The sequence below is a fragment of the Acinetobacter sp. A47 genome (genome assembly GCF_000805455.1).
Taxonomy (GTDB): domain Bacteria; phylum Pseudomonadota; class Gammaproteobacteria; order Pseudomonadales; family Moraxellaceae; genus Acinetobacter.
Map to the genome: position 1 here is coordinate 127,428 of NZ_JSUS01000064.1, position 26,337 is coordinate 153,764.

The following is a 26,337-nucleotide window of genomic DNA, read 5'->3' on the forward strand; positions in this document are numbered from 1 at the left end:
AACACTGGTGCAGGCTGGATTAGCAAAATAACGGTATCACTGGTTAATATTAATATTTGAATATGACAACATCTGGGTAACGGGCAAGGCATCATGGCGAATAAAAATCAGCAGCCCTGGCGAATGGCTCAACCGGTCCGGTTAACAGAGCTGGCAGGTTGTGAAGAATGCGATGCGGTTTATCGCAGGATCGAGCTTGCCGCCGGAGAGCGGGCTTATTGTACCTGTTGTGGTGCAGAACTGTATCGTAGAGGCCAGTCATTTTCCTCTTTGCTCGCACTGGTGGTTACGGCGCTGATTGTTTTCGTGATTGCCAACAGTTTTCCAATCGTGATAGTCGAGTTGCAGGGCAATACCTCTCAAACTACCCTGATTGGTGCTGCATGGACCATGTTCCATATCGATCGGGCGCTGGTCGGGGTCTTGATCCTGATAACCACGTTTATCGTCCCTCTGGTTGAGCTGTTATTGCTGAGCTATGTGCTTTTCAGTATCGGTTTTCTCCAGCGTCGACCGAAATATTTAACCCCGGCCCTTAGAATCTTGTTTTTATTCCGTACCTGGGGAATGGTCGAGGTATTTTTAATCGGTGTGCTGGTCACCTTGGTCAAACTGGTGGGAATGGTGACGGTCATTCCGGGCATTGCACTGTGGGCATTTACCTTATTAAGTATCCTTTTGGTTTATATTGCTTCGCTCAAGATCAAGGATCTCTGGGACGAAGTAGACCGGAGCCTGCAATGAATGAATCCTATCCGGACGAGATCGGCATCATTACACCGCATCTGCCTGCCGAAGACTTAAAGATCAGGCCTTACCTGCGGGCAAAGGATGCCGGATGGATCCAGTGTCACTGTTGTGGTTTGCTAAATGTCGTAACCGCTAACAGGCGCTCGCAGCAGCCTTCCCGTTGCACAAGATGCAAAAGCCCTTTACATCAGCGTAAACCACAAAGCCTGAACCGTACTTTTGCTTTGGTAGTTGCTGCCGCTATTTTATATATTCCAGCCAATGTCTTGCCGATGACGGTTACAGACTCGTTATTGGGCCGTCAGCAAGATACCATTATTAGCGGTGTCATTTATTTCTGGAACAATGGAGATTATCTGGTCGCGACCGTGATTTTTATGGCCAGCATTTTTATTCCGATACTTAAACTGCTGATTCTGTTATTTTTGCTAATTGCCGTTTATATGCAGTCTTCGTCCCGATGGCATTTTTCACCGGAACATTGTGCCTTGTTGTACCGGATTGTGGAGTTTATCGGGCGCTGGTCAATGATTGATGTGTTTGTCGTCGCCTTATTAACTGCCCTTATCCAGATTCAGTCACTTGCCACCATACTGGCAGGGCCCGGCGCGGTTGCATTCGGGGCAGTGGTGGTCTTGACCATGCTGGCATCCATGAGTTTTGATCCGCGTATGATCTGGGATAATTATTTTCAGGCCAAAGCAAGGCACGATCAACGAGCAAACCCTATAAACCCGACACCAACCCGGCAATTGAAAAGTTAGAATTGTATACGTAACCTGTTTTGACCTATAAAAGAACGATCACTATGTCAGAAAATACACAAAATGGCCAAGATTCTGAACAGAGCTTGAATGAGTTCAACCAGAACGATGAGGCCTTTGCCGAACCTGAAAAAAAGAAAGGACGCTGGAGACCAGCGCTGATCTGGCTGGTGCCTTTTGTTGCACTATTAATTGCGCTGTCACTGGCGGCAAAGGCTGTGCTGGCGACCGGCCCGACCATTGAGGTCTCGTTCCGTACCGCTGAAGGGCTGGTGGCGGGCAAAACCACAGTCCGCTATAAACAGGTCGATATCGGACTGGTGCGCCAGATTGATCTTTCTGAAGATCGTTCTCATATTGTTGCCAAGATCGAGCTGCGTAAGGATGCCAGCAATTTTGCTGCCAAGGACTCGCGTTTCTGGGTGGTAAGACCGCGTATAGGCACCGGCGGGATTTCGGGCATTGATACATTATTATCTGGTGCCTACATTGGGGTTGATGGCGGCAAGGCAGAGGAAAAACAGGAACATTTTATCGGGCTGGAAGTACCGCCTGTGGTTTCCTCCGATATACCGGGCAAGGTTTTTTTCCTGAAGGCTCAGGATTTAGGATCGCTGGATATCGGGGTGCCTATTTATTATCGTAGAATCAATGTCGGACAGATTACTGCCTACAAGCTGGCCAATGATGGTAAAAGCGTCGAATTACAGACCTTTATCCAATCGCCTTATGACAAGTTTGTCACCACAGATGCCCGTTTCTGGCAGGCCAGCGGGGTAGATGTCACCTTAAATGCCTCCGGATTTAATTTAGACACCCAGTCCCTTGCCAGTATCGTTGCCGGCGGGATCGCATTTGGCTATCCAGAAAACTCGCATGGCGAGATTGCACCGAACCATAGTTATTTTACCTTGTCAGATTCACGCAAGGAGGCCATGAAGGAACCTGATGGCAAACCACGTCAGATCATCATGTATTTTGATCATTCCTTACGGGGGCTCAGTGCGGATGCACCAATTGACTTTATGGGCATTGAAATTGGTAACGTCAAGGCAATCAATGTGGAGTTTGACCAGAATTATACCCATTTGCGTATGCGTGTAGACGCCGTGATCTATCCTTCACGTTTAGCACATGGAAAAGAGCTTGATCCGGATGGTGAGATTTTCAAATACTTTATTGCAAAAGGATGGCGTGCCCAGATGCGGACCGGCAATCTGTTAACAGGCCAGAACTATATTGCCTTTGATAAGTTTCCAAAAGCCAAGCCTGCGACTTTAATCATGCGACCGGATGGACGGGCCGAGGTACCGACCACGGCAACAGAGCTGAGCGGTTTACAGGCACAGGTATCGCAAATTGCCGATAAGGTCAGCAAGTTCCCGCTGGAGGAAATCGGGCAGGACGTTCGTAAAACCCTGAAGAATATGAATACCACCATTGAATCGACTGACAAGCTGGTGAAACAGCTGGACGGTAAAGTAGCTCCTGGTTTACAGGCAACCCTGAATGATGTACGTAAAACCATGCAATCGAGCGAATCAATTTTATCCAGTGATGCACCGATGCAACAGGACGTGCGTAAGGCATTGCAACAAATGACCCGGGCTGCGGCATCATTACAGTTGATGGCCGATTATATTGAACAGCACCCTGAATCATTGATTCGTGGCAAGAAAACAGAGGCAGATAAAAAATGAGAATGATGACAGGCAAAGGGCAATGGACGGTTTTACCCAAGCTCAGTATTTTATCGCTGGCCTTGCTGCTGGGCGCATGTTCAAGCTCACCTACGCCAAACTATTATACGCTGGCAACCCAGGTTACACCGTTGCCAAGTTCTAAAGTGAAAGTGATTGAAGTCTTGCCGGTGGGTTTGCCTGACCGTATTAACCGCGCCCCGATGGTAATTCAGGATGCCACGGGTAAATCAAAAATTCTGGAGAATGAACGCTGGACTTCAACCCTGGCATCAGAATTAAGGGATAACGTGTCAGCCGGTTTACAGCAAAAGCTGGGTGCAGTCGACCGCTATAATAGTGGTATGGCAGGCGGCAAGGTGTCTTATCGGGTGGCGACAGATTTTTCCCATTTTGATGTGGTAACAACCGATGTAGCCAGAAAAAGCATGGCGGTCGCTGTGGCCTGGATTGTCAAGCGTAACGATCCGAATATTACCCTGGACCCGAATTCAAATCAAAACCAGCAGCTGGCCTGCCGGATGAGCTTTAGCCAGCCAATCGGGGGCGACAGCACATCGGTTCAGGATATTGTCCGTGTTGCCAGTGCCTCGTTGGGGCAGGTGATTGATGCAATGGCGGTTTCCATCGCCTCACTGGATAGCAAGGTGCCCCTCAGGATAGAAGGGGCCGTGTGTTCTTAGTTTTTTATAATGAAAGAGTTGCATGATCATGGACGAATGCAACTTATAAAAACATAACCATTAAAAACTGCTTAAACTGGAGTAGAAAATTATTTTTATTCGATGCATAAATTTAATTTTTCTTTAAGCTGTTATTTCTAATCTTGCTGATATTTAGTCATCATGGAACGATTGACAATGTCAGTTCAATCAATGGATATTTATCTATTTAACTGGATTAACTCGGCAGCAATGCAACATCCGGTGCTAGATAAAATGGCAATATTTGCATCACATAATTTAATTGCCAGCTTATTTATATTTTTAATTGCCTCTATATTTTTTAAGGAGAAAAAATATAGAGAGCAGTTTATGAAGACCTTATGCATTGTGCTGGTTTCTTTATTGGTGACGCAGCTTATCCATGCGGTCTATTATCATCCAAGACCTTTTGATCTGGGGATTGGGCATATACTGACCGGGCATGGTTCATCATCTTCATTTCCAAGCCAGCATACCCTGACTGTGGCAACTATTGCTTTTGCATATTTACTTGCGGGCTATCGAAAAATAGGGAGTGCAGCATTAATTCTGGGCTTCATTGTTGGATGGTCACGGATTTATATTGGGGTTCATTTTCCTTTTGATGTATTGGGCTCTTTTATTATTGCGTTTATACTGGTTTTAGCCATGAATATATTGTTTAGGACATTTAACGCTAAAGCTAAACACAAGCAACCACTCCCGGTCACAGATTAAAAAGCTTTTATTTTAAGGTGACTTGTATCCCAGAAATAATCCTGAGCAAAAATAAAACCGGTCTATTGTATAAACCGGTTTTATTTAATTCGAGCCCGTTTTAGCGGGTTCAAGACTCATTTGCACTGGCTGTCAGCTGACCTTCAGCAATCAGCTGATCTGCCATTTCCTTGGTTTTTCTTAAACCTGGCATCCGATACTCGGTATGACCATAATCTTGAATGGATTTCCAGCGGCCACCCCAGGTCAGACCAACCGATTCGGCCACCTGACCATAAAGCTGATAACCCCGCATGGCCCACGGGTCCCGTTCACTAATCACCACTTTTCCATTACGTTTAAAGGCTACATCTGCGGCCAGACCGAATTGGTGATAACTTTGATAACCTTTGGCCCGTGTGGTATTCGGGTTGCCAGCCAGCATGTTTTGACGGCTTGGGCTTCGGTAACCTTCAAGTAATACCAGTTCATAGCCGTGCTGTTCTTTCATGATCTTAAACACCATCAGCAGACGTTGTTTGTAGCGTGGATTGATCTTGTCCCATTTACGATCCACCATGGATGAATCCAGACTACCATGAGAATGGGTTATCGGCACTTCGATTTGTGACGCGTCAATGCTCGGATCGGTTGTATGTTGCGCCTGATAGGCCTCTTCCAGCCGGGTTGCTTCAACAATCGCATCCTGAATCAGGTTTTCATCGACATCGGGAGGTGGACTCAGCAGTTCCCCGTTCAGTAGGGCATAAATCTGAGGGTCGGTTTCTTTTAAATATTCAGCTTCAATCCGTGTAGAGTTGATCGGCCGGGTAAACGCAAAAATGAGGATACTGGCAAATAGAAAGAAACCTGCGATCAGAATCCACCATTGTTGCAAATGCCAATGGGACTGGAGTTTTTCCGGAGATGCCGCCTGATGCATGTGTTCTGCAAACTGCATGGCATTGGCGATCTTTTTTTTCCCGCTTGGCAGTAGGGATTGCAAGAGCTGTGTACATTTGTAACGCAGCTCATAGGACATTAACAGGGTAAGTCCTATGGCAACCCCGACAAAGCAGAGAAAAATAAACCAGATCATCCGTTATTTGAGTTCATTGACAGCAAAAGGCTTCTGGGTCACTTTAATCTGTACGGTTGCATCAGGTGCTTCGGCTTCTGGCTCTTTCGGTGCCACAGCCTTCGCCGGTTGCGGGGCAGGCTTTACTGCTTTTGCCGGTGCGGCTTCATTCTTCGGCGCAATTGCCTTTGCCGGAGTTGTAGCCGGTTGGGCTGGTTTGGCATGAGGTTCATTGGCAAAAGGTGAAACATGAGGTCTGGTCTGGGCCGGCGCAACAGCAGCTGGCGGAGTCCGCTGGAAGAATTTATTCAGATCATTACTGCCCGGTTGTGCAAAGTTGCTATCTTCTACAGACTCTACAGCTTCATGATGAGTTGCTTCTGGCGTTTCTGTGACCGGGATGCTGGCTTTAGGGCTTACATGAGCGACCGGATCGTCCTGTTTTTGCTGGGTCGGGTCGAACGCTTCACGACTTGGTGGTGCATCGGTAGATAACATGAAGAAAAATAATGTGGTCAGGATAATTCCTGACACAAAGCCTATAATTAAATAAATAACCGGAGAAATCGTTTTTTTCTTATTTGTCTGTAAGATGCGTAAAGAGGTTGTTCTTTCCTGACTCATACTTCAATCAACTAAGGCAAATGGATAGTAATATGTGCTTCTTCTGCAGGTGCTGAAATCACATTTTGATAAGGGGTTAACGCATTTTGATTTTGCTTGTTCAGCATAAATTTCAGACCGGCAAAAGTCAGGGCAGCGAACAGGAGCAGGAAAATGAGAATCCAGAAAAAAGGCAATTCATGATGAATAATGTGCTTGATCTGGTCGGGAATCGCGGCAAACGGAGAAAACGCTGCTTTTTTTCCTTTGAGATAGTCAATTTCATCACCGACACGCGCCACTAGATGATTCAGGCTTTCGACAGATTCCAGACGGTATTTGCCCTGAAAACCCAGCAATAAACAATAATGAAAGACTTCCAGTGAAGCCAGGCGTTCTTTACCGCGGCTACGGAGTTGTTCCAGAATCTCGAAAAAACGATAGCCGGCAAGTTGGGAACCAAACAGGCTTAATTGCAACGGGCTGATCAGCCAGCTATTTTGCAGGTTAAAGTAGGCTGCATCCTGTTGCGTGGCAATGGTTTCATCAATCAGGGCACAGAAGGCATATTTGGCATCGTGAATATCGTCTGCAGAAAACTGCAGACGTTTCGCCTGTTGCTCGAAACGGTTGAGCAAATCCAGAATCTTTTCACGAAAATCACCCGGATTTGCAGGGATATAACGGTTGCGTAGCAAGAACACCAGATAAAACCCATCATGTAACAGATCGATCAGGTTGGTAGTTTGTGCCTTGTTCTGTGGCTGGTCAGAGCTGGGTAAGCCTGAACCGATTTTTCCGTCATCGAATAAGGAAGGGATGCCAGCTGGATGTTGAGTCATGGTGATTCTCTTAACTATTCATTACAGCAATCAGTTCAATACTAATGTCTTGGAAACCGGCAGGGACATAGACACAGATCGATTCTGACTCAAGCATACGTTGATAGAGCTCGTGATGCGGTTCGATCTCAAAATAGCTGACGCCCGAGCGAACCGGAATTGCTGTAGGCACCTGCATCAAATGATGGAGCGGAACAGCAGGGAGTGCCGCAATCACACGTTGCTCGACATCAATGGTACTGCCCACCTTAAAGCGTAAAGGGACAATCTGGATGAGCTCATGGGTTTGCATCATGCTGCTTGAGACCGCGATGTAGAGACGCGTATCCCGGGTAATCTTGTCAGATTCGAGGCTGCCAACCCAGTATGACGGACGTGTCTCTTTCAGGGCAATGCTGAAATAGCGGCTTGAAATAATGGTATCGAGTAAATCTCTCAGAATGATATCCAGTTGCTGGAAACTGTCCTGTAGCTGGTGATGCCGATAATGGGGTAAATGATCGACATCATAAGCGGTTGAGAAGGTAAGCAGAGAACCGGTCAGGCGCAATAACTCGGAGAACAGGCGTTCCGGGTGAATCTGCGGATACTGGAGTAGATGATTCAATCCTGCATAGGCCGTATTCAGCGCATTGATCAACCAGAATGAAACAATGTCTCCTGAACGGAATTCGATTAGTTTTTGCTCGTTTTCACGATTGTTGCTTTGAATGGTCTTGATCTTGGCCTTAATCACGTTGAGGGTACGTTTTAGGTTATTGATTAAAGACTCTGATGCAGCAATATGTAAAATGGGCGGAATAAACTTGGCATCCAGTTCAAAGCTGCCTGAACTCTGGCGCTTTAAACGGCCTACTGCCAGATACAGGAAACCGTCAAGATTCTGGGTCGGCTGAATATGGGGTTCAAGCAGTTTGAATTCTGCACGGCGGCGTAGCAGGCTCAGTTCAGCCGGGCTGGCATCTGTAAACAGGTCATGTGTTTCGGACAGGTAGTTATGATAACGGCTCGACAGGGAGCGGCTTTCATCTGCAATATTTTTCTTGTTGGCCTGCAAAATCGGCAGGGCAAGGTAAACGATCATTTCACCTTGCAGGTTCAGGTCGTCCAGCAATAAAGGTTCTGGTAATAGATCCTGTGCAGGGGCATGATAGATTTCGCCATCTTGCCAGATAATTTCAGCCTCTTCCAAGGCCAGAATATGGGTAGAGAGCTGGACTTCATCAAATTTGAGCTTCTGTACACCGTAAGCATAAGGAACTAAGGCCCGAACGGTGTGGTTCAGGCGCTGCTCATGATAGGTATCCTGAATCTGGAAATGCTGGGGGCGCAAAAACAGGCCTTCACCCCAAAGAATTTTCTCTGCTTTAAACATATCGATTTACCAACAATTATTCGTAGTCATTCTTTGGTTGTACACCGAGCGTATCTTGCAGCATTTGTAACGGATGCTCATCTTTAATCACCTGGGTTAACCATTCATGTAGTGGCATTTGGCTCCACTTGATGGTTTTTTGCAACATATAACTCACAGGGCTATGTGGTTCATTCTTCTGGAAGTACGTCGCAATTTCCTGAAGTACCCGCATGGCTTGCTCACGATTTTCAACATGAGATTGAGCTTGAGGCTGGAAGGCGGGTTGCGCTTGTACCAAAGCGGGCTGGCTGGTCACAGGTTGGGGAGAAGTGGTCATCGCAGGTTCATTATCCAAAGCCACGGTGGGCGCTGCTTGCTCAAACAGCTCGGTTTTATAAATTTTCTTGAGACTGGTATGAATACTGTCCAGACTTGAATCGATTGCTGCAAAGCTTGGTGAATCTAGACCAAGTAAACCATCCAGCACATTCTTCAGTGTCGACCACTGTTGAAAAATCTCGGTAAAGTGCTGATAGTTCTGGCGCTGGAAGGTTTTATCGGTGCCCAGCAAAGCCTGCTCAAACTGTTCCAGCTCGCTTGCATTGCCAGTGCTTTCATAGTCGTCGCTCTGCTTGCGGCGGATATTTTCATGGTAGAGAAAATTATCGTAGTCGAGCAAATGATAAAAAGGGGCATGATTGATCAGGGGGACTTTCTTGATCAGCAAGGGCAACTGGTTAATCAGGCCCTGTAATAATCCAATCCGTTGATCCAGATCGTCATCTTCCACTTCAGGATGCAGCGTCAGCCAGTACTGTTCAAGCAAGCGGTGGCTGAGCTCAAGACTTTTGGCAATCCCTTCAAAACCATACAGGTTGGCCCAGGCTTCCGAAAGCCAGGTCAGTATACGGATATCTTTACTCTTGGTTTGCAGCAGTTCAACCGAGGTTGCTGCAACAAAGTCCCAATCGGCCTGTTTGGGCTCGGTGACCCAATCGCCCTGATCCAGCAAAAGATCATCTTGGGTTCTGGCCTTTTTAATGGCATGGAACTCATTTGAAAAAGAGTAATCTTCACCACAAGGTGACTGCTCATTAATCGGGTTCAGTAACGGGTTAATATCCATATGTATCACGGTATTGGCTCAATCTTAAATTTCAGCTTTGGCTTTTTTGCCCGTACGTTTTCTGCTGGTCTTTTCTACAGGATCAAGCTGATAGATGATGTCATCATCTTTGGTATCAATATTGATCAGTTTCGGCAACTTGTGATCAGCCAGCGCCACCAGGATTTCTGTCGCCAGTGCAGGCAATACGGTCGAGTTTAAAATATTATCCACATTTCGGGCACCACTATCGACTTCGGTACAACGGCTTAAAATCAGTTCAATCACGTCTTCTGAATATTGAACTCTGGTTGCATACTGTTTTTCAATCCGGGCGATAATTTTTCCGAGTTTGTGCTTGATGATCCGGACCAGCAAATCATCGTGTAACGGGAAATAAGGCACAATGCGCATACGGCCAATAAATGCCGGCTTGAACTGTTTATACAGGCTTGGTTTCAAATGTTCGATCAAGTCATCGGCATTTGGCCATTCTTCGACAGGTTGGTTTAAGCAGGCTTGCATGATGGCGCTAGAGCCGGTGTTGGAGGTCAGGATGATGGTGGTGTTCTTAAAATCGATGACACGGCCTTCACCATCTTCCAGCGTACCTTTATCGAAGACCTGATAAAACAGTTCCTGAACATCGCTATGCGCTTTTTCAATTTCGTCCAGCAGCACAACGCTATACGGATTACGACGTACCGCTTCGGTTAAAACGCCGCCTTGGCCATAACCGACATAACCGGGAGGCGCACCTTTGAGGGAAGAAACGGTATGGGCTTCCTGATATTCAGACATGTTGATGGTGATAAGATGCTGCTCACCGCCATACAGCTCATTGGCCAAGGCCAGGGCTGTTTCTGTTTTACCCACCCCGCTTGGGCCAATCAGCATGAATACGCCTTGCGGTTTATTTGGGTCTTCTAGTTTGGCTTTCGAGGTCTTGATGCCTTTTACCAATTGATTCAATGCATAATCTTGCCCCATGACGCGCTCAGCGAGCTTATCTTCAAGGGTCAGGATCTGCTTGATTTCGTCATTGACCATATTGCCAACCGGAATACCGGTCCAGTCGGAAATGATCTCATTAATGATCTGGGCGTTGACGCGCTCAAAGACCAAAGGCGTTTGTCCCTGTAACTGGGTCAGTTCTGCTCTTAATGAGGCAATCTGGGTTTTGAGCTGTTCGGTTTCATCTTGTTGGCTCAATTGCTGGATTTGCTTGACCAGTGCAAGCTCTTGTTGCCACTTGACTTCAATGTCCTGTATTTCCTGATCTAAAGAGGCCAGTTGCTGGTTGAGGTCTTCCAGACGTTCATGATGAATCGGAAAATGCTGATGTTCACTGGTTAGAATCTGCTGTTCCAGTTTCAGGTTGTGCTGCTGCGCCTGTAACTGGTCCAGAATCACCGGCTGGGCATTTTGGGTCAGGGCAACACGGGCAGCTGCCGTATCGAGGACGCTAACGGCTTTATCCGGAAGCTGGCGGCCACTGATATAGCGATGAGATGCATGGACTGCTGTAATGATGGCCTGATCTTCGATTTGCAGGTTGAAATGCTTCTGCATGACCGGGATCATGGCACGCAACATGTCAATGGCGACTTCTTCAGTCGGTTCCTCAATTTTCACGACCTGAAAACGGCGGCTTAAAGCAGCATCTTTTTCAAAGTATTGCTTATATTCTGCCCATGTTGTTGCTGCAATGGTTCTTAACTCACCCCGCGCCAAAGCTGGCTTCAGCAGGTTGGCTGCATCATTCTGACCGGCCTGACCACCAGCACCGATCAGGGTATGCGCTTCGTCAATGAACAGGATAATCGGGTGGGTTGAAGACTGAACTTCCTGAATTACCTGTTTTAGGCGGTTCTCAAACTCACCCTTGACACTGGCACCAGCTTGCAATAAGCCCATATCCAGCACATGCAGGTGAACATTCTTTAATGCCTCCGGTACCAGTCCTTGTGCAATTTTCAAGGCAAGACCTTCTACAACGGCAGTTTTACCTACACCGGGCTCACCGGTCAAAATCGGGTTGTTCTGACGGCGACGCATCAGGATGTCGAGCATCAGCCGGATTTCAAACTCACGGCCAATAACCGGATCAATGCCGCCATTCCTGGCTTTCTCTGTCAGGTTGATTGTGTATTGGTCAAGGGCCGGGGTTTTCACCGCTGTCGGCTTGCCGGTTTCGTTTGCAGCCGCTGAGGTATCGGAAGCCGGAGCGGGTTCTGTGGCCGGTTGTTCAGAACTGTTGCCGCAGATATCCAGAAACTTGTGCTTCATGGTATCAATCGGGAAAAGCTCAAACAGGCTGGAGGCCCTGAATGCAATCTGTTGCAAATCGGGAGCAGTAAGCAGTGCGATCAATAAATGGCTGCTGCGAATAACCGGGGTTTGCTCGGCTGAAGCCAGTAACCAGGCCTGCTCGAATAACCTGACGATGGATTTGGCAAAAATAGGGGTACGGGTATTGCCCTTTGGCAGAGAGCCGATTGTTTCTTTTAAGTCGTTAATTAAGGCGTCGGCAGCGATATTATTTTTTTTTAGTAAAATATGTAAATCATTGGCAGGATTCTGGTTTAGTAACTCAACCAGTAAGTGCTCGATCTCAATCTCATAATTCAATTGGTTAATACAGTAATTTGCAGACTTTTCTAATGCAGTACGAGTAGGAGGTGATAGTTTTGTAATTAAAACCTTTAAGTTACTCATTTATTACTCACAATAATTTTTTAAATACCAAGTTCTCTTCGGGCGGTATTAACTTGATATGGTTGTTTTCTCTTAAAAATATTTTTTGAATAAAATCAAAAACTTAGTTCAACTCTGCACGAGTATACAGATTATTCTACAACAAAAAATGTCACATTTAAACAAAAAATGCACGCTATTTAAGTTTTTTTTTACAAGAATGTCTGTCATTAAAACTTAATAATGTTAATAAACGTAAATAGTATTGACTTTATGTGTCTTTTTTTTGTTAAATTCGCGAAATGATGTAAATGTACAAAAATTGACGAGTAAGAGGGTTTTTTAACAATAATTGTCAGCTCTTCAATTATAAGTTAAATAAAATGAGGCATATTTTGAAAAAAGGCATTGTAATATCAATTCTTTGTATCACCGCAGGTTTAATCTCAAACTCAGTTTATGCTGAAGAACAGGCGGTAAAACCGATTAAGCTCAAAAGTAAATGTATCAAGCAATATCCGCTGGCTGCCAACCAGACCGATCATGCATTGCTAGACATTTATCAGCAAGCTTGTGACAAAGATAATGCTTCACGCGTCAATGATTTGTTGGCTCAGGCTGCCATGCGCATGTATGAGCTCAAACAGCCAATGAATGCCTTAAAACTGGCCACACAATTACAAGAGCAAAATGTTCGTGGCGCAACTTTAACCGATGTGACTTTTTTAGCAAGTGTTGAAATCGCCAATCAGGCATTACAGCACATGCGTTCAGATGAAATGCGTTATTTGAGCAATGAACTGACCTATCCACCGGCAAAACAGTTAAGTGATGGCATCCGCGCTGCGGTTCCTGCACCGGATACCTCAACCAGCAAAGCCATAACGGACGAAACACTCAAAAAAGAGTCCCGTAATATCGCACCGGCAAATACAAATACGCGACGTACCACCACTAAAAAAGTACGTACAACCCAACCGGCACGTAATAATGTAACTCAGACTGCTGCTCCGGTTAAAAAACAGGCGGCTGTGGCGCCAGCAGTTACGAAACAACCTACTGTCCAGAAGACAGGTTCGAATCCATTCGATTCGTTGAAATAATAAGCAAGGGTGAAAGTTATGGCAAAGAGAGAAAGCGTCCAGAAGAAACTGCAACGCATACGTCCTCCTCGTGTACAGCTCACATATGATGTTGAAGTCGGCGACGGTAAAGAGTCAAAAGAACTGCCTTTTGTGGTGGGTGTCATGGGGGATTTCTCTGCGGCATCCGAATTAGAGAAAACCAAATTAAAAGACAAGAAATTTATCAATGTAGACCTTGATAACATTGATGAAGTCATGGAATCACTGGCACCACGTGCAGCCTTTCAGGTTGAAAACACCTTGACCGAAGAGGGTGGGCGCATGTCGGTTGACTTAACCTTTAACTCGATGGAAGACTTCCGTCCGGAGCAGGTGGTTCAGCAAGTCGATCCATTACGTAAGCTGGTTGCGGCACGTGAGCGCCTGACTGATCTGCGCAACAAGATTTCTAACAGCGAGCGTCTCGAAGACTTGCTGGATGAAGTATTGAAAAATACCGACCAGGTACGCCAACTGAGTGCGGAGGCAGATAATGAGTAATTTACAGGCAGCCGCTGCAGCAAGCGTAGAAGCCGAATCGGCAAACCTGCTCGACTCAATTGTCGAGCAAAGCCGCATTGCACGTAATGACGATGAACATGTCCGTGCAAAAAGCCTGATTGGCGAGCTGGCAAAAGAAGTGATGGCAGGAACCATTACGGTTTCTGAGAATATGACCTTGTCGATTGACAAGCGTATTGCCGAGATTGATGCCCTGATCTCGAATCAGCTGAGCCAGATCATGCATCATGAACAGTTTCAGAAAATTGAATCGACCTGGCGCGGTCTTTACTACTTCTGTCAGGAAACGCCATCTAACTCCATGATCAAGATTCGTATGTTAAATACGACCAAGAAAGAGTTGGTAAAAGATTTCCAGGGTGCGACCGATTTTGACCAGAGTACACTGTTCAAAAAGATTTATGAAGAAGAATACGGTTCATTTGGTGGTGCGCCATACGCTGCCCTGATTGGTGATTTCGAGTTTGACCGTACTCCATCTGATATGTACTTGCTGGAGCAGATTTCTCATGTCGCTGCGGCGGCACATGCACCATTTGTTTCGGCGGCTAGCCCGAGCATTTTAGGCCTTGAATCATTTACCGACATTGATCGTCCTCGCGATGTTTCAAAAATCTTTGAAACAGCCGAATACGTTCAATGGCGTTCTTTCCGTGACAGCGAAGATTCACGTTACGTTGCATTGACCATGCCGCATGTACTGGGCCGTTTGCCATACCATCCGAAAGAGGGCACGGCAACAGAAGGTTTCAACTTCATCGAAGATGTCTCTGGCGAAAACCATGATGATTATTTATGGATGAATGCAGCCTATGCCTTTGGTACGCGTTTAACCAATGCATTTGACATGCATGGCTGGTGTGCTGCAATTCGTGGTGTAGAAGGCGGTGGTCTGGTTGAGGGCTTGCCGGTACATACCTTCAAGACTTCAGACGGCGAAGTGGTGTTTAAATGCCCGACCGAAATCGCAATTACAGACCGTCGTGAAAAAGAACTGAGCGATCTTGGTTTTATTCCTCTGGTTCACTGTAAAAACACAGACTATGCAGCTTTCTTCGGTGCGCAATCGACGCAAAAACCAAAGAAATATGATAGTGATACGGCAAATGCCAACTCGGCTCTTTCTAGCCAGATCCAGTACATCATGGCGGTGTCGCGTATTGCACATTACTTAAAGGCAATGATGCGTGACAAAGTCGGAAGTTTTGCATCTGCAGGTAACGTTGAGGCCTTCCTGAACGAATGGCTGTCTCAATATGTCCTGCTCGATGATGGTGCATCTCAAGAAGCAAAAGCACAATATCCGCTTCGTGAGGCATCTGTAAAGGTTGTAGAAGATCCTGCTCAACCAGGTCACTACAAGTCTGTGGTTTTCTTAAGACCACATTTCCAGCTGGATGAGTTGTCTGTTTCTTTACGACTCGTGACTGAACTACCTCAGTCCTCAAATTAACAATGAGATCAGCTAGATAATAACTTTAAATAAAATAGAGGTAATGTTTCAATGAAAGATATATATGTTGAGTTTCGTGGTAAATATAAGGTAGACGGAGAATCTCGCGATTCTGAACACAAAGGTTGGCTTGAAGTTAACTCTTGGTCTCATAACATTCGTCAGCCAAAATCTGCGACTTCAAGTAGCGTTGGTGGTCACACTGCTGAACGTGTTGAACACTCAGACATGATCTTCGTTAAAGATCTGGATGCAACAAGTCCAAAACTTTGGGAAGCATGTTCTGCCGGTTATACATTTGATGAAGTACAGATCGATTACTACCGTGCAAATGGTGACAAGCGTATCAAGTACTTACAAATCAAATTGAAGCACGTGCTTGTTTCAAGCGTTACACCGACTGTTAATGAAGAAGGTGTTCCAACTGAAACATTCGGTTTGAAATATGCTGCTGTTGAGTGGACATATAACCAGCAAGACATTAACGGTACTGCCAAAGGTGCTGTTACCAAGAAATGGTCACTTTCTAACAACACAGCTTCTTACGCTGCGTAATAGAAACCGTGATGTTCTCATAGAGGTTAATAGGTTCCTATTAGCCTCTATTTTTCCAAGATTTTGTTCTTAAAAATGAATTTAGATCATTTATATCCTTACGGTTTCCGGTCAACATTATTTGATCGTCTGGTGCCAGAGCAGGAAGATTATTTAAGAGGGATGTCGATTCAGCAGCTACGCGAATCGGTTGCCCGTGATCTGGAAGACTTGCTCAATAGCCGGATTGCACAGTTTGACCGTGATATGGATGAGTTCCCACTTGCCAGAAAATCAATCTTGCAGTTCGGGATTATTGACTTTGTTGGCTTATCAACCGCCAATCCGTTAGATCGGGATAAAATCTGCCAGTCAATTGAGCAGTCGATTGCTGCACATGAGCCAAGATTGAGACAGATAAAAGTCGAGATGTTACTGGATGGGCACAATATGGGCTCACTCTGTTTAAGTATTCAGGCTTACCTGAACATACACCCTCTATATGAGCCGGTGTTCTTTGATGCCTTGCTTAAGCCGACAACACAACAATATGTAATTTCTGCCAGAACCTAGTGTGAGCGAACTGTGATCGAGCAACTTTTACCGTATTATGAAAAACAACTACAAGAATTCGGTCAACAATCCAGAGAGTTTGCGCAGAAGTATCCCAAAATTGCGCAGCGACTTTCCTTAAATCAGGAACAGATTGATGACCCGCATATCGAACGGTTAATTCAGGCTTTTTCCCTGATCGCTGCACGGATCGACAAAAAACTGGAAGACAGTTACGACGTATTTACCCATTCTCTGTTTGAGGTGATGTTCCCTCAATATTTACGTCATTTCCCGGCTTGTACCGTGGTCAGCTTTGAAGATATCAATAAGCTGAAACAACTGACAGCCGCCCATGTCATTCCTCAAAAAACTGCGCTGAAATCCCGTAGTTTTAAAGGGGTTCAGTGTGAGTTCAATACCACCTGTGCTGTCCGCCTGCTGCCAATTTCATTGACGCAACTCGAGTTTCAGACTTCGCCAAGTACCCATATGCATTTGAACCAGAATGCCACCTTGAGCCTGAAATTCGAGATTTTTAATGAAGCGCAGAAGTGGATTCTGGATGAGAAGCTGCCGATTTATCTGGATGCCATTTCAAACTTTCCATTACAGGTGCTGGACAGTATTTTCCGTAACGATACAGGTTTTGCCATACGTGTTGGACAGCGTGTAGTTGAAATAGCAAACCCTTTTGAAATCATGGGTTTTACCGAGCAGGAAAGCCTGTTACCGATTGATCAGCATACCCACCATGCTTATCGTTTACTGATGGAATATTTCTGTTTTCCAGAAAAATTTAACTACCTGAACCTGGATTTAAGCCGTTTAAAAGGGGTGCTGAACCAGCAAAACCAGTTTGAAATTCTGATACACCTTAAACTGAACCTCAATGATCAGGCCATCGTACGGAATTATTCCGAGCTGAATGTTGCCAACTTCAAGCTGTTTACCACTCCAGCGATCAATCTGTTTGAAAAACAGGCCGAGCCGCAAAAAATTTCCCATACCCAGTTACAATATCCACTGATCACCGATGCACATCATCCTGAGCTTTATCAGGTCTACTCGGTGACCGAAATGAATATGGTGCGTGAAAAAACCAATCAGGAGCAGACCTATGTTCCGGTGTTGCCGTTTTTTGCGATGAGCCATTACCATAACGATAAGGTACAGTTTTTCTATTCGCTGAATTATGTACCGGCACAGAATAAAACCACACAGATGGGTTATTCGATTGTTTCAAAGCATTTGAAACCGTTTGAAATTAAATCCGATTTTATCAGTACGCGCCTGCTGTGCTCAAATGGTGACTTGCCGCATGAGGCATTGAGCCAGAGTAATAATATCCTGAACCTGAATGACAGCAGTCTGGCCCGGCGTGCATTAATTTTAAAACGCCCAACCTCGCCGTTTTATTTTGATAAGAATAAAAATGAACAGTGGCGCATTATCTCGCATCTTTCCTTAAATACTTTGGCATTGATGAAAGGGGATGCCCTGAGCCACGTAAAAGAATTGCTGGCTTTATATAACTTGCCTCATTCAAAAGAAAATATTCTACTGATTGATGCACTGAAACAGCTGAGTTTTTCAAGCACCAATAAACTCGTCAACTCCAAGCCTTTCCCGATGTTTATCCGTGGGGTGAAAGCCGAGCTCGTGGTTAACAAGAGCGTATTTAGAGGGCATAGCCTATATATTTTCAGTCAGTTACTGAGCCATGTTTTTAATTTGAAAGTTCAGATCAACAGTTTTGTCGATGTGGTCGTGAAAGACAGTCTTAATCAGCAGGAGATATACCAATGCGCGCAGAACGTTGGTGGCAAGACTCTTCTGTAGTCGATCAGGTTTTTAAACGGGCAGGTTCATTTGAATTTGTACAGTCGACACGTTTATTACGCCATTTACCTGTGCCTTCGCGTCAGCAGGACTGGTCTGACGATTTTAAATTTGGCACCTCGTTCAGCTTAAGCTTTCCGGCTACTGAAATTGAGGAACTGAGCTATCAGGAGCAGCGCATCCATTTGACCAATCTGGTGGTCGGTCTTACCGGAACCCAAGGCGCGTTGCCTTATACCTATACCAATAAGCTGAAACAGGGCTCACGTCAGCAACGTCTGGAAATTAAAGAGTTTCTCGGTTTATTTAACCATAAGCTGACCAGTAAGTATGTGGATGCCAGCCTTGCATATAATCTGCCGGTCCGTTATGAAATTGAGCAGCAGAACCATTATCTCGATATTTTGCATGCCTTGAACGGCTATATTCGTTCACAACACGAGCAGCACGATCTGGATGAATATTTTGCTGAATTTTCAGGATTGATGCAGGGACAGAATAATACAGCACATGCCTTAAAAACCATTTTGGGCCGCGTCTTTAATACGCAGGTGCATATTCAGGAATTTGTCAAAGAAAAATTCCAGCTAGGGGACGAGCAGAAAACCAGGTTGGGGGGAAGCCAGCCGAGCCTGCTGGGAATCAATACCTTCTGTGGCGAGACAGTCCAGCAGATTGATGGAAAAATTGAAATTCAGATCGGTCCTTTAAGCCGTGAACAGTATCTGGCATTTTTACCGAACCAGCCGTTGAACCAAAAATTAAAACACCTGATCCAGACCTGGTGTAGCCCGACCTTGTTTATTGATGTACGGCTGATTCTGGATAAAAACGAAATTCGCCCGATGTGTCTGGATTCATCTCATGAAATGGGCTTGGGGCAAGGGGCCTTTTTAATGCCACAGGGACAATTGCAACATAACAGTGAAACGCGTTATGCACTTTTAGGAGCCGCATAATGATCAAGAAAATACTGGCAACTTTAATTACATGTTTTATTCTGGTTGGGCTGGTTGTTATCTTTTACTGGCGAGATACCCAATATCTGCCTGAGTCGGCAGACCTGATCAATTACTTCCTGATTTTGCCTGTAGTTATTACCTTTGTGCTGTTGTCACCCTGGCTGATTTATAAGGGTTATCAAAAGTATAAACAGAAAAAGCAGCAGGCTCTGGTTGCCGGACAAGAGGAAAATGCAACTGAAGACGAGCAGGCACCTGCGTTACAGGAAAGTAAATGGCTGCATGTCAACCTGTATTCAGCTGCGGCTTATCATGCGCTGGGAGAAAATGATGCTGTTCTGGACGGAATCAGGGAGTTCGCCAGCCCGCAACTTGATCCGCTTTTACTGAACTTTCAGGGCTTGCCGATTTTATCTTACCGGATCGGGGCACTGGATCAGCAGGTCACTCAGGACGAGGACAATGAATCTGCATTTGTTTCGGTTCGGCAACAACGCATCATGGCGCTGATCCAGCACCAGATTGAACAGCATCACGATATCCTGACCTCCATTTCGGAACATTTAAAGCGTTCCAGCCTGTTTTATGAAAGCCAGAACCTGCATGAATACCGGATGCATCCGGCATGGATTGACCCCGGGTTGTCTGGGGAAGAACAAAATGAAGAAATGCAGATCGAGCAGGTCTACCGTTTAGATAAGTTAAATTTACATATTTTGCTGTCTGAGGATGTGGTACATACCTGGAATGACCACGCGAGTAATGACATGATTCAGGGCATTTTTTATGAGCTGGGCATCATTCCGCAAAAATTCCATATCGAATATCATTTTATCAATGCAGCATCGACAGACCAGAATGTGGTTGAACTGGTAGAGCGGGTGCTGAAACAGCCGCATGAAATTTCACTGATAATTGCCGGGGATTCGGAAATCGATCAGGAAATTATTGATGAAAAAATCTGGGGGATGAGTGTCTATACGCCTGCCGAGTTTGTCGGGAGCAGCTGTGTGGCGCATCCGGATGTCCAGCTGATGCAGCAACAGCCTTTAAAAACCTTAAAGCTGGTCTCTAATCAAAATAATCTGAATCAAATATTCAAAGAGCTAGAAATACATGATTTACCACAATATCAAGATGAAGAACCTTTTGTACTGGTGGTCGAGGATGGCACCGATATCAAGGTGGTCAAGAAACTGGACCGGTTTTTTGCACAGAGTCCGGTAGAGCAGCACCACTACCTTTATTGTAAGCCTGTTGCCGGACATACCCAGAACGTGGCAAAAGTTTTTGGCTTGATGTTGGGGGCGCATCTTCCAGATCAGCAGGTTGCCTTTGTTTATGGACAAAATTTAAAAGCATTTATTCAGACTTTACCTGAGCTGTCACCAGATCAGGAAAGTGTAGCAATTGCTGGTTGATTAACTTTTATTAAGAATTCGAGAACTCAATGTACATCATTTTAGGTTATCTGTGGCAGTACATCACTAATCCTAAAGCAATCATTGCTTTGTCCTTGTTTGTGGCGCTTATTTCTTCGTATTCGTCTATTCCGCGGCATATTTTCTGGGCGCTGGCGGCAACCTATGCCCTGGGCCTGATTGTGTATGGGATCTACTGGCTGATCCAGCGCAAACGCCATGCCGAACAGGGGGAAGAACTGGCCAATGCCATTGAGCAGGACAGCAAGGCAGAGTACGGACAGCACAAGGATAAAGCCGAATTACAGTTAATCCAGCAACAGATGAAAGAATCGATCCAGCTGATTCGTAAATCCAAACTGGGCGATAAAAAGGGCAATGCCGCTTTATACGAGTTGCCTTGGTATATGGTGATTGGTAACCCGGCTGCCGGAAAGAGCTCGGCAATCTATAATTCCGGCCTGAAATTTCCTTTTGAAGAAACGCACCAGAAGATGGTCTCTGCGGGCTTAAGTGGTACCCGTAACTGTGACTGGTTCTTTTCAACCGAAGGGATTTTACTGGATACGGCGGGGCGTTACTCGGTGTACTCGGAAGATCATTCGGAATGGCTGGGTTTCTTGAATATCCTGAAGAAAAACCGCTCCAAGGCACCGGTGAATGGTCTGATCGTAATTGTCAGTATTGCCGAGCTGATCAGTCAAAGTCCGGAAAGCTCATTGAAACTGGCCAAGAATTTACGTGCCCGTATTCAGGATTTAACCGAGCGACTTGAAGTGGTGGTGCCGGTTTATCTGGTCTTTTCCAAAATGGACCTGATTGCAGGATTTACCGAGTTCTTTGATTGTTATGAATCGCAGGAATACAATCAGGCCTGGGGGGCAACCTTGCCTTATGAGCAAAACTCGTCGCAAAATGCAGTTGAATTATTCGAAAAACATTACAGCATTCTTTACGATGGTTTAAAGAGTGTGAGTACGACGCATTTAAGCCGTCGCCATTCGCAAAATATTTCTCCAAGTGTGATGACGTTCCCGCTGGAATTTAAAACCCTGAAACCGGCATTAAAAAGTTTTATTGGCACCCTGTTTGAAGATAATCCATATCAGTTCCAGCCAGTTTTCCGCGGCTTTTATTTTACCAGTGCCTTACAGGAAGGCATTATTGAAAGTCCAATGACGGAAAATATTGCCCAAGAGTTCCAGCTTCAGCAGGTACCACTCAATGGTCAGGAAGGCGTGAGTCCTTCTTTGGCTCCTAACCATGGCTATTTCTTGCAGGGCTTATTCTCCAATGTCATTTTGCGTGATAAGGATCTGGTAAAGCAGCATATCAATCCGGCGAAAAAGCGTCAGCGTTACATTGGATTTATTGCTGCGCTGGTCGGGGTTTCACTGGTCTTGGGCGTCTGGGTCTGGTCATATCGCAACAACCAGCAACTGATTGCCGATGTTCAGGCCGATCTGGACAAAGTCGTGCATCTGGAAAAAACGTCGGGACAACAGCTTTCTACCCAGCTTGAATCTTTACTGATCTTGCAGGAGCGTTTACAGCAACTCGATGAGTTCAGTGACCATCGTCCGCTCAAGTTCAGCTTTGGTTTATATCAGGGCAATCAATTGCGTGAGAGCTTAAAAGCAGAATACTTAAAAGGGATCAAACAGATTGTCCTGACCCCGACGCAACAAAACATCGCGCAATATCTGCAACGTGTCAAGAACAATGAAGCGACCCTGAAAGCCAACCATGTCAATGTGGAAATCAAGCAGGTCGCCAAGACACAGCAGTATCTGGAGCCTTCGGATACCAATCCGCAAGATGCCTATAATGCGCTAAAGGCTTACCTGATGATGAGCAATCCGGAATATATGGATAGCAGTCATTTAAGTGATCAGGTATCGCGTTTCTGGCGTTCATGGCTAGATGCCAACCGTGGCCAGATGCCGCGTGGTGAAATGATTCAGGATGCAGAGAAAATTCTGTCTTATGCCATGACTCTGGCCAATCAGGAAGGTTTCCCGATTCTTGAAACAGATGCGCAAGTAGTCGATCAAACCCGTCAGGTGTTGTTGTCTGTCATTCGTGGCATGCCGGCCCGTGACCGTGTCTATAACGAAATCAAGATGCGTGCGGCGGTACGTTTCCCTGCAGTGACCGTTGCACAGATCGTGGGTGAGCAAAACCGTTCCATTGTGTTGGGCAGCTATGCCTTGCCAGGCGTATTTACCCAGAAAGCCTGGGACGAATATGTCGAAAAAGCGATTGATGACGCGGCGAATCAGCCAACAGACAGTAAAGACTGGGTGTTGAACAGCCGTCAATCTGATGACCTGACTTTCTCGGGCAGCCCGGAACAGATCCGCAAGCAGCTGGTGGCCTTGTATAAACAGGAATATGTGACCGAATGGAAGAAGTTCCTGAACGGCATCTATTATGCCAAGGCCGATCAGTTCAGCCAGCAGGTCAAGACCATTGATGTGTTAGGTGAACCGCAAAACTCGCCAATCCGTACCTTGTTACAACGGATTGCGATCGAGACCAACTGGGATAACCCGATTGTACAGGCTGAGCTTGCCGTACCTGAAAAAGGCTTTGTGGCCTGGTTCAAGCGCAAGGTCTTGAACAATGCAGACGATAAGGCTGCCACTCAGGCGATGAATAAGGCACAAGGTGCGATTTCACAAGAGTACCAGATGTTCTATCAGTTGGTGCGTAAGCGTGATGACTTACAAGACAAGTCGCTGTTTGATGAGTACATGAATAATCTTGCGCAGGTTCGCAGCAAGTTTAATGACCTGAAAACTGCAGGCGAGATTGGCCCAAGTGCGATGGCACTGGTGAAGCAAACCATCAATGACCAGACTTCGGTATTTAATGTCACCCAGAAATATGTGGATGAGAAAATGATGGTGGGGCTCAAGGATAGCGACCAGCAGTTGTTACAAAAGCTGTTGATGGGCCCACTGACTCAATCATTTGCCAGCCTGATCGCACCAACACAGGATGAGTTGAACAAGCTGTGGGGCATTCAGGCTTATCAACCGTTCAAAACCAATTTGAGCCAGAAGTATCCGTTTAACTCAAGTGTGACCTTACAGGCAACCAGTAGTGAAATTGGCCAGATCTTCGGTGAAACCGGTAGCATCGCACGCTTTGTCAAAGAAGCGCTCGATCCATTTGTGATTCGCCGTGGCTATGTACTGACCTCTAAAACCTGGAAAGATCTGGGGATTAGCCTGAATCCGCAGTTTGTAATGGCGTTCCAGCAATATGTGGCACCGATCAACGGCATGGCGACCGGTAGTCTGGATCAGCCGGCTGCTGCACCTGTATCAAATCAGTCGAACTTCCAGTTCTACCCATTACCAAACCCGCAGTACCTGTCGTATACCATTGATATCGATGGGCAGCGGATGGTATTTGAAAATGGTATCCAGCAGTGGGTGAACTTTGTCTGGCCGAACCAGGGTGCAATACCGGGAGCACGTATTACGGCAGTGGATCTGGAAGGCAAGACCCATACCATTTTTGAAGAACCAGGTGAGTACGGAATTAACCGTTTGATCGATGCGGCACAACGTAAAGAGCAAAATGGCAGCTTTGAAATGACCTGGACCAGCAAGACTGAACCGTCGCTGTCATTAAAAGTAAATTTCCGCTTAATCAGTGGCAACAGCTCTGGCAAGATCGGTTCAAGCCGTGGCTATGCCGGCTTGCAGCTGGTCGATAAGGTGGTTACCGAAAAAGCGGTACGTGTGGTATCGGCGCAGACAACACCTGCCGGTGCTGCGCCAAAACCACAACCTGCACCTGCGGCAGCGGCACCAGCCCAGCCGGGAGTAACACCGTAATGTTAGGGACAATCACGGACTATCAGGAGGCGCCCGGATGCACCAAGTAAAGACTACACCTTTGTATTATGGCAAGACTCCCGCGCGAGGGGACTTTCTAAAGTCCAAAGGTCAATATGCGTTGATTCAGGTGCTTGATCAGTGGATTACCGAGGCACTGGAACATGCCATGCGGGCGCCTGACTTCAAACAGCGTTATGACACGCTTCCTGCACTGGATTTCTTTATCGCCAATCCTGCGGAACCGATGTTTCTGGCGGCTAACCTGATCGCCAGCCAGGACAGTTCCGGACGGGCATTTCCAATGGTACTAAGCCAGTTACTGGAAGTTGAGCAGCCCTACCAGAACCTGCTGCTGGCACCGTATTACTACAAGTCGGTACTGGTTGATCTGTTCCAGCGTAACCGGGTATTACGCAGCATCCGTGATACCAGTATCATGCTGGAAAAGCTGAATAATCTACCCAATGTGGTTCAGCTATTTAGCTCGACCGAATGTAACGGTTTCTATGAAAACCACACCATGCACTCATTTGCACAATTGATGAAAATCAATGTCTATGAACTCGCACAAAGCATGATCGGTCTGGGGCTGTTACTGCAGCCGATTCTAAAGAATGGTACCAGTCGCTTGAACAAGGTGTTGATCTTGCCGATCAATAACCATATGTATTGCTATGAGATTGCTGCCTTTTGGGTCGGGATGATTGGACGCTTCCTCGGCATTAACAATGCCGAAATCCTGATCGGGATACTGCATCGTGAAGAACCGATATTATTTATCGGATTTCAGGGGGCTGACATCATGGCCTTGAGCGATATTTTTACCCAGAATATGCAAAGTGAGCATTGGGTTTCATTGATTCAGGCGCAATGGATCGATGCCTATCTGGAGCAAAATGCCGGTCTTGCGACACTCGAACAATCACTTTGTCAGCGTCAGATGAGCCTGAATCAGGGCTTAAAGCTATTTCGACAAACTTTTTTAGATGAATAAATATGAGAAATAATTTGAAATCTGTATCGGCTGGTTGGGTTCTAGGATTAACACTCCTGGGCCAAAGTGCCGTGCTCAATGCCGCTCCGATCGTGGTGGAAGGTGTCGTACCGAACGATGCCAGCAAACAGGCAATTCTGGTCAAGATGCAGTCGGTGTATGGTGCCGATCAGGTGGTCGACAAAATCCAGGTGCGACCGGTTGCTGCACCAAATGGATGGAGCGATTCGGTAACCCGGGTGATTACCCCTGACCTGAAAAAGATTTCACAGGGGCAACTGCGCGTTAGGGGTACCCAGGTTGAATTGACCGGTAAGATGGCTGACCCGAATCAGATTCAGCCAACCACCAGCAGTTTTCAGGCTCTGGTCCAGCAACCTTATCGCTTTAATGCCCAGCTTTCTGTCAATCAGGCCGAGCAAAAAATTATTGATGATGCCTTGAAAAACCGCATCATTGAGTTTGAATCGGGCAGTGCAATCCTGACTGCCGCAGGGCAGCAGATTCTGGATGAAATGGCGGTGGCTTTAAACAAGGTGGGCGGCAAGAAAGTCAAAATTATTGGACATACGGATAGTTCTGGTGATGCTACCAAGAATACAGTATTAAGCCAGCAACGTGCTGCAGCAGTACAAAGTTATCTGGTCAGTAAAAGTATTGCTGCTGACCGTTTGAGTACAGAAGGCAAGGGCTCTAGCCAGCCTGTTGCAGATAATGCAACGGCAGACGGGCGTCGGAAAAACCGTCGAATTGAGTTTGAAGTGCTTTAAGCCGTGTAATACG

At 46.0% G+C, this 26,337-nt stretch carries 22 protein-coding genes; 16 read left to right on the plus strand and 6 right to left on the minus strand.

Annotated features, from left to right (window positions below):
- Positions 1 to 93 precede the first annotated feature (93 nt).
- From OC23_RS12780 to OC23_RS12800, 5 genes are all read left to right on the plus strand, one after another.
- Complete coding sequence (locus OC23_RS12780) at positions 94 to 744, plus strand: paraquat-inducible protein A (protein WP_038345250.1); 651 nt, start codon at positions 94 to 96, stop codon at positions 742 to 744.
- Positions 741 to 1,514 (plus strand): paraquat-inducible protein A, encoded by a 774-nt coding sequence (locus OC23_RS12785; RefSeq protein ID WP_038345252.1) that lies wholly within the window; start codon positions 741 to 743, stop codon positions 1,512 to 1,514. The genes OC23_RS12780 and OC23_RS12785 overlap by 4 nt, the downstream gene beginning before the upstream one ends.
- A gap of 44 nt (positions 1,515 to 1,558) precedes the next feature.
- On the plus strand, positions 1,559 to 3,214 hold the full coding sequence (locus tag OC23_RS12790) for an intermembrane transport protein PqiB (RefSeq protein WP_038345253.1): 1,656 nt from the start codon (positions 1,559 to 1,561) through the stop codon (positions 3,212 to 3,214).
- Positions 3,211 to 3,897: an ABC-type transport auxiliary lipoprotein family protein gene (locus tag OC23_RS12795; RefSeq protein ID WP_038345254.1), complete on the plus strand. Its 687-nt coding sequence runs from the start codon at positions 3,211 to 3,213 to the stop codon at positions 3,895 to 3,897. Before OC23_RS12790 ends, OC23_RS12795 begins: the two co-directional genes overlap by 4 nt.
- 177 nt (positions 3,898 to 4,074) lie before the next feature.
- Positions 4,075 to 4,635 (plus strand): undecaprenyl-diphosphatase, encoded by a 561-nt coding sequence (locus OC23_RS12800; RefSeq protein ID WP_038345255.1) that lies wholly within the window; start codon positions 4,075 to 4,077, stop codon positions 4,633 to 4,635.
- Between the two features lie 109 nt (positions 4,636 to 4,744).
- Here the strand turns inward: OC23_RS12800 and OC23_RS12805 are convergent, their stop codons facing one another.
- Genes OC23_RS12805 through tssH form a run of 6 tightly spaced genes read right to left on the minus strand, consistent with a single transcriptional unit; the run spans position 4,745 to position 12,317 of the window.
- The gene (locus tag OC23_RS12805; protein ID WP_161792292.1) at positions 4,745 to 5,713 is read right to left on the minus strand and encodes a M15 family metallopeptidase; all 969 of its coding nucleotides are present in this window, start codon (positions 5,711 to 5,713) and stop codon (positions 4,745 to 4,747) included.
- A gap of 3 nt (positions 5,714 to 5,716) precedes the next feature.
- Entirely contained in the window at positions 5,717 to 6,316 is a 600-nt protein-coding gene (locus tag OC23_RS12810) for a hypothetical protein (RefSeq protein ID WP_038345256.1), read from the minus strand.
- Between the two features lie 11 nt (positions 6,317 to 6,327).
- On the minus strand, positions 6,328 to 7,137 hold the full coding sequence (icmH, locus tag OC23_RS12815) for a type IVB secretion system protein IcmH/DotU (protein ID WP_038345257.1): 810 nt from the start codon (positions 7,135 to 7,137) through the stop codon (positions 6,328 to 6,330).
- Between the two features lie 10 nt (positions 7,138 to 7,147).
- A complete protein-coding gene (tssK, locus tag OC23_RS12820) occupies positions 7,148 to 8,512 on the minus strand; it encodes a type VI secretion system baseplate subunit TssK (RefSeq protein WP_038345258.1) in 1,365 nt (454 codons plus the stop codon).
- Between the two features lie 16 nt (positions 8,513 to 8,528).
- A complete protein-coding gene (tssA, locus tag OC23_RS12825; protein WP_171194792.1) occupies positions 8,529 to 9,620 on the minus strand; it encodes a type VI secretion system protein TssA in 1,092 nt (363 codons plus the stop codon).
- Between the two features lie 24 nt (positions 9,621 to 9,644).
- Positions 9,645 to 12,317: a type VI secretion system ATPase TssH gene (gene tssH, locus OC23_RS12830; RefSeq protein WP_038345259.1), complete on the minus strand. Its 2,673-nt coding sequence runs from the start codon at positions 12,315 to 12,317 to the stop codon at positions 9,645 to 9,647.
- Between the two features lie 374 nt (positions 12,318 to 12,691).
- On the opposite strand from tssH, the gene OC23_RS12835 reads away from it, so the two are divergent.
- The 11 genes from OC23_RS12835 (at position 12,692) to OC23_RS12885 (ending at position 26,324) form a co-directional block, all read left to right on the plus strand.
- A complete protein-coding gene (locus OC23_RS12835) occupies positions 12,692 to 13,399 on the plus strand; it encodes a hypothetical protein (protein WP_038345260.1) in 708 nt (235 codons plus the stop codon).
- 18 nt (positions 13,400 to 13,417) lie between these two features.
- Positions 13,418 to 13,921 (plus strand): type VI secretion system contractile sheath small subunit, encoded by a 504-nt coding sequence (tssB, locus tag OC23_RS12840; RefSeq protein WP_005229256.1) that lies wholly within the window; start codon positions 13,418 to 13,420, stop codon positions 13,919 to 13,921.
- On the plus strand, positions 13,914 to 15,395 hold the full coding sequence (gene tssC, locus OC23_RS12845; RefSeq protein ID WP_038345261.1) for a type VI secretion system contractile sheath large subunit: 1,482 nt from the start codon (positions 13,914 to 13,916) through the stop codon (positions 15,393 to 15,395). The genes tssB and tssC overlap by 8 nt, the downstream gene beginning before the upstream one ends.
- Before the next feature lie 51 nt (positions 15,396 to 15,446).
- A complete protein-coding gene (locus OC23_RS12850) occupies positions 15,447 to 15,950 on the plus strand; it encodes an Hcp family type VI secretion system effector (RefSeq protein ID WP_004654761.1) in 504 nt (167 codons plus the stop codon).
- Positions 15,951 to 16,025: 75 nt separating this feature from the next.
- The gene (tssE, locus tag OC23_RS12855; protein WP_038345262.1) at positions 16,026 to 16,502 is read left to right on the plus strand and encodes a type VI secretion system baseplate subunit TssE; all 477 of its coding nucleotides are present in this window, start codon (positions 16,026 to 16,028) and stop codon (positions 16,500 to 16,502) included.
- A 12-nt stretch (positions 16,503 to 16,514) separates the two neighbouring features.
- Positions 16,515 to 18,323, plus strand: coding sequence for a type VI secretion system baseplate subunit TssF (tssF, locus tag OC23_RS12860; RefSeq protein WP_038345264.1), 1,809 nt, complete (start codon positions 16,515 to 16,517; stop codon positions 18,321 to 18,323).
- Positions 18,287 to 19,282 (plus strand): type VI secretion system baseplate subunit TssG, encoded by a 996-nt coding sequence (gene tssG, locus OC23_RS12865; RefSeq protein WP_038345265.1) that lies wholly within the window; start codon positions 18,287 to 18,289, stop codon positions 19,280 to 19,282. The genes tssF and tssG overlap by 37 nt, the downstream gene beginning before the upstream one ends.
- A complete protein-coding gene (locus OC23_RS12870; RefSeq protein WP_038345266.1) occupies positions 19,282 to 20,706 on the plus strand; it encodes a hypothetical protein in 1,425 nt (474 codons plus the stop codon). Before tssG ends, OC23_RS12870 begins: the two co-directional genes overlap by 1 nt.
- 29 nt (positions 20,707 to 20,735) lie before the next feature.
- On the plus strand, positions 20,736 to 24,557 hold the full coding sequence (gene tssM, locus OC23_RS12875) for a type VI secretion system membrane subunit TssM (protein ID WP_038345267.1): 3,822 nt from the start codon (positions 20,736 to 20,738) through the stop codon (positions 24,555 to 24,557).
- 37 nt (positions 24,558 to 24,594) lie between these two features.
- Positions 24,595 to 25,554 (plus strand): type VI secretion system-associated protein TagF, encoded by a 960-nt coding sequence (tagF, locus tag OC23_RS12880; protein ID WP_038345268.1) that lies wholly within the window; start codon positions 24,595 to 24,597, stop codon positions 25,552 to 25,554.
- Positions 25,555 to 25,556: 2 nt separating this feature from the next.
- Positions 25,557 to 26,324 (plus strand): OmpA family protein, encoded by a 768-nt coding sequence (locus OC23_RS12885; protein WP_038345269.1) that lies wholly within the window; start codon positions 25,557 to 25,559, stop codon positions 26,322 to 26,324.
- Positions 26,325 to 26,337: the final 13 nt, after the last annotated feature.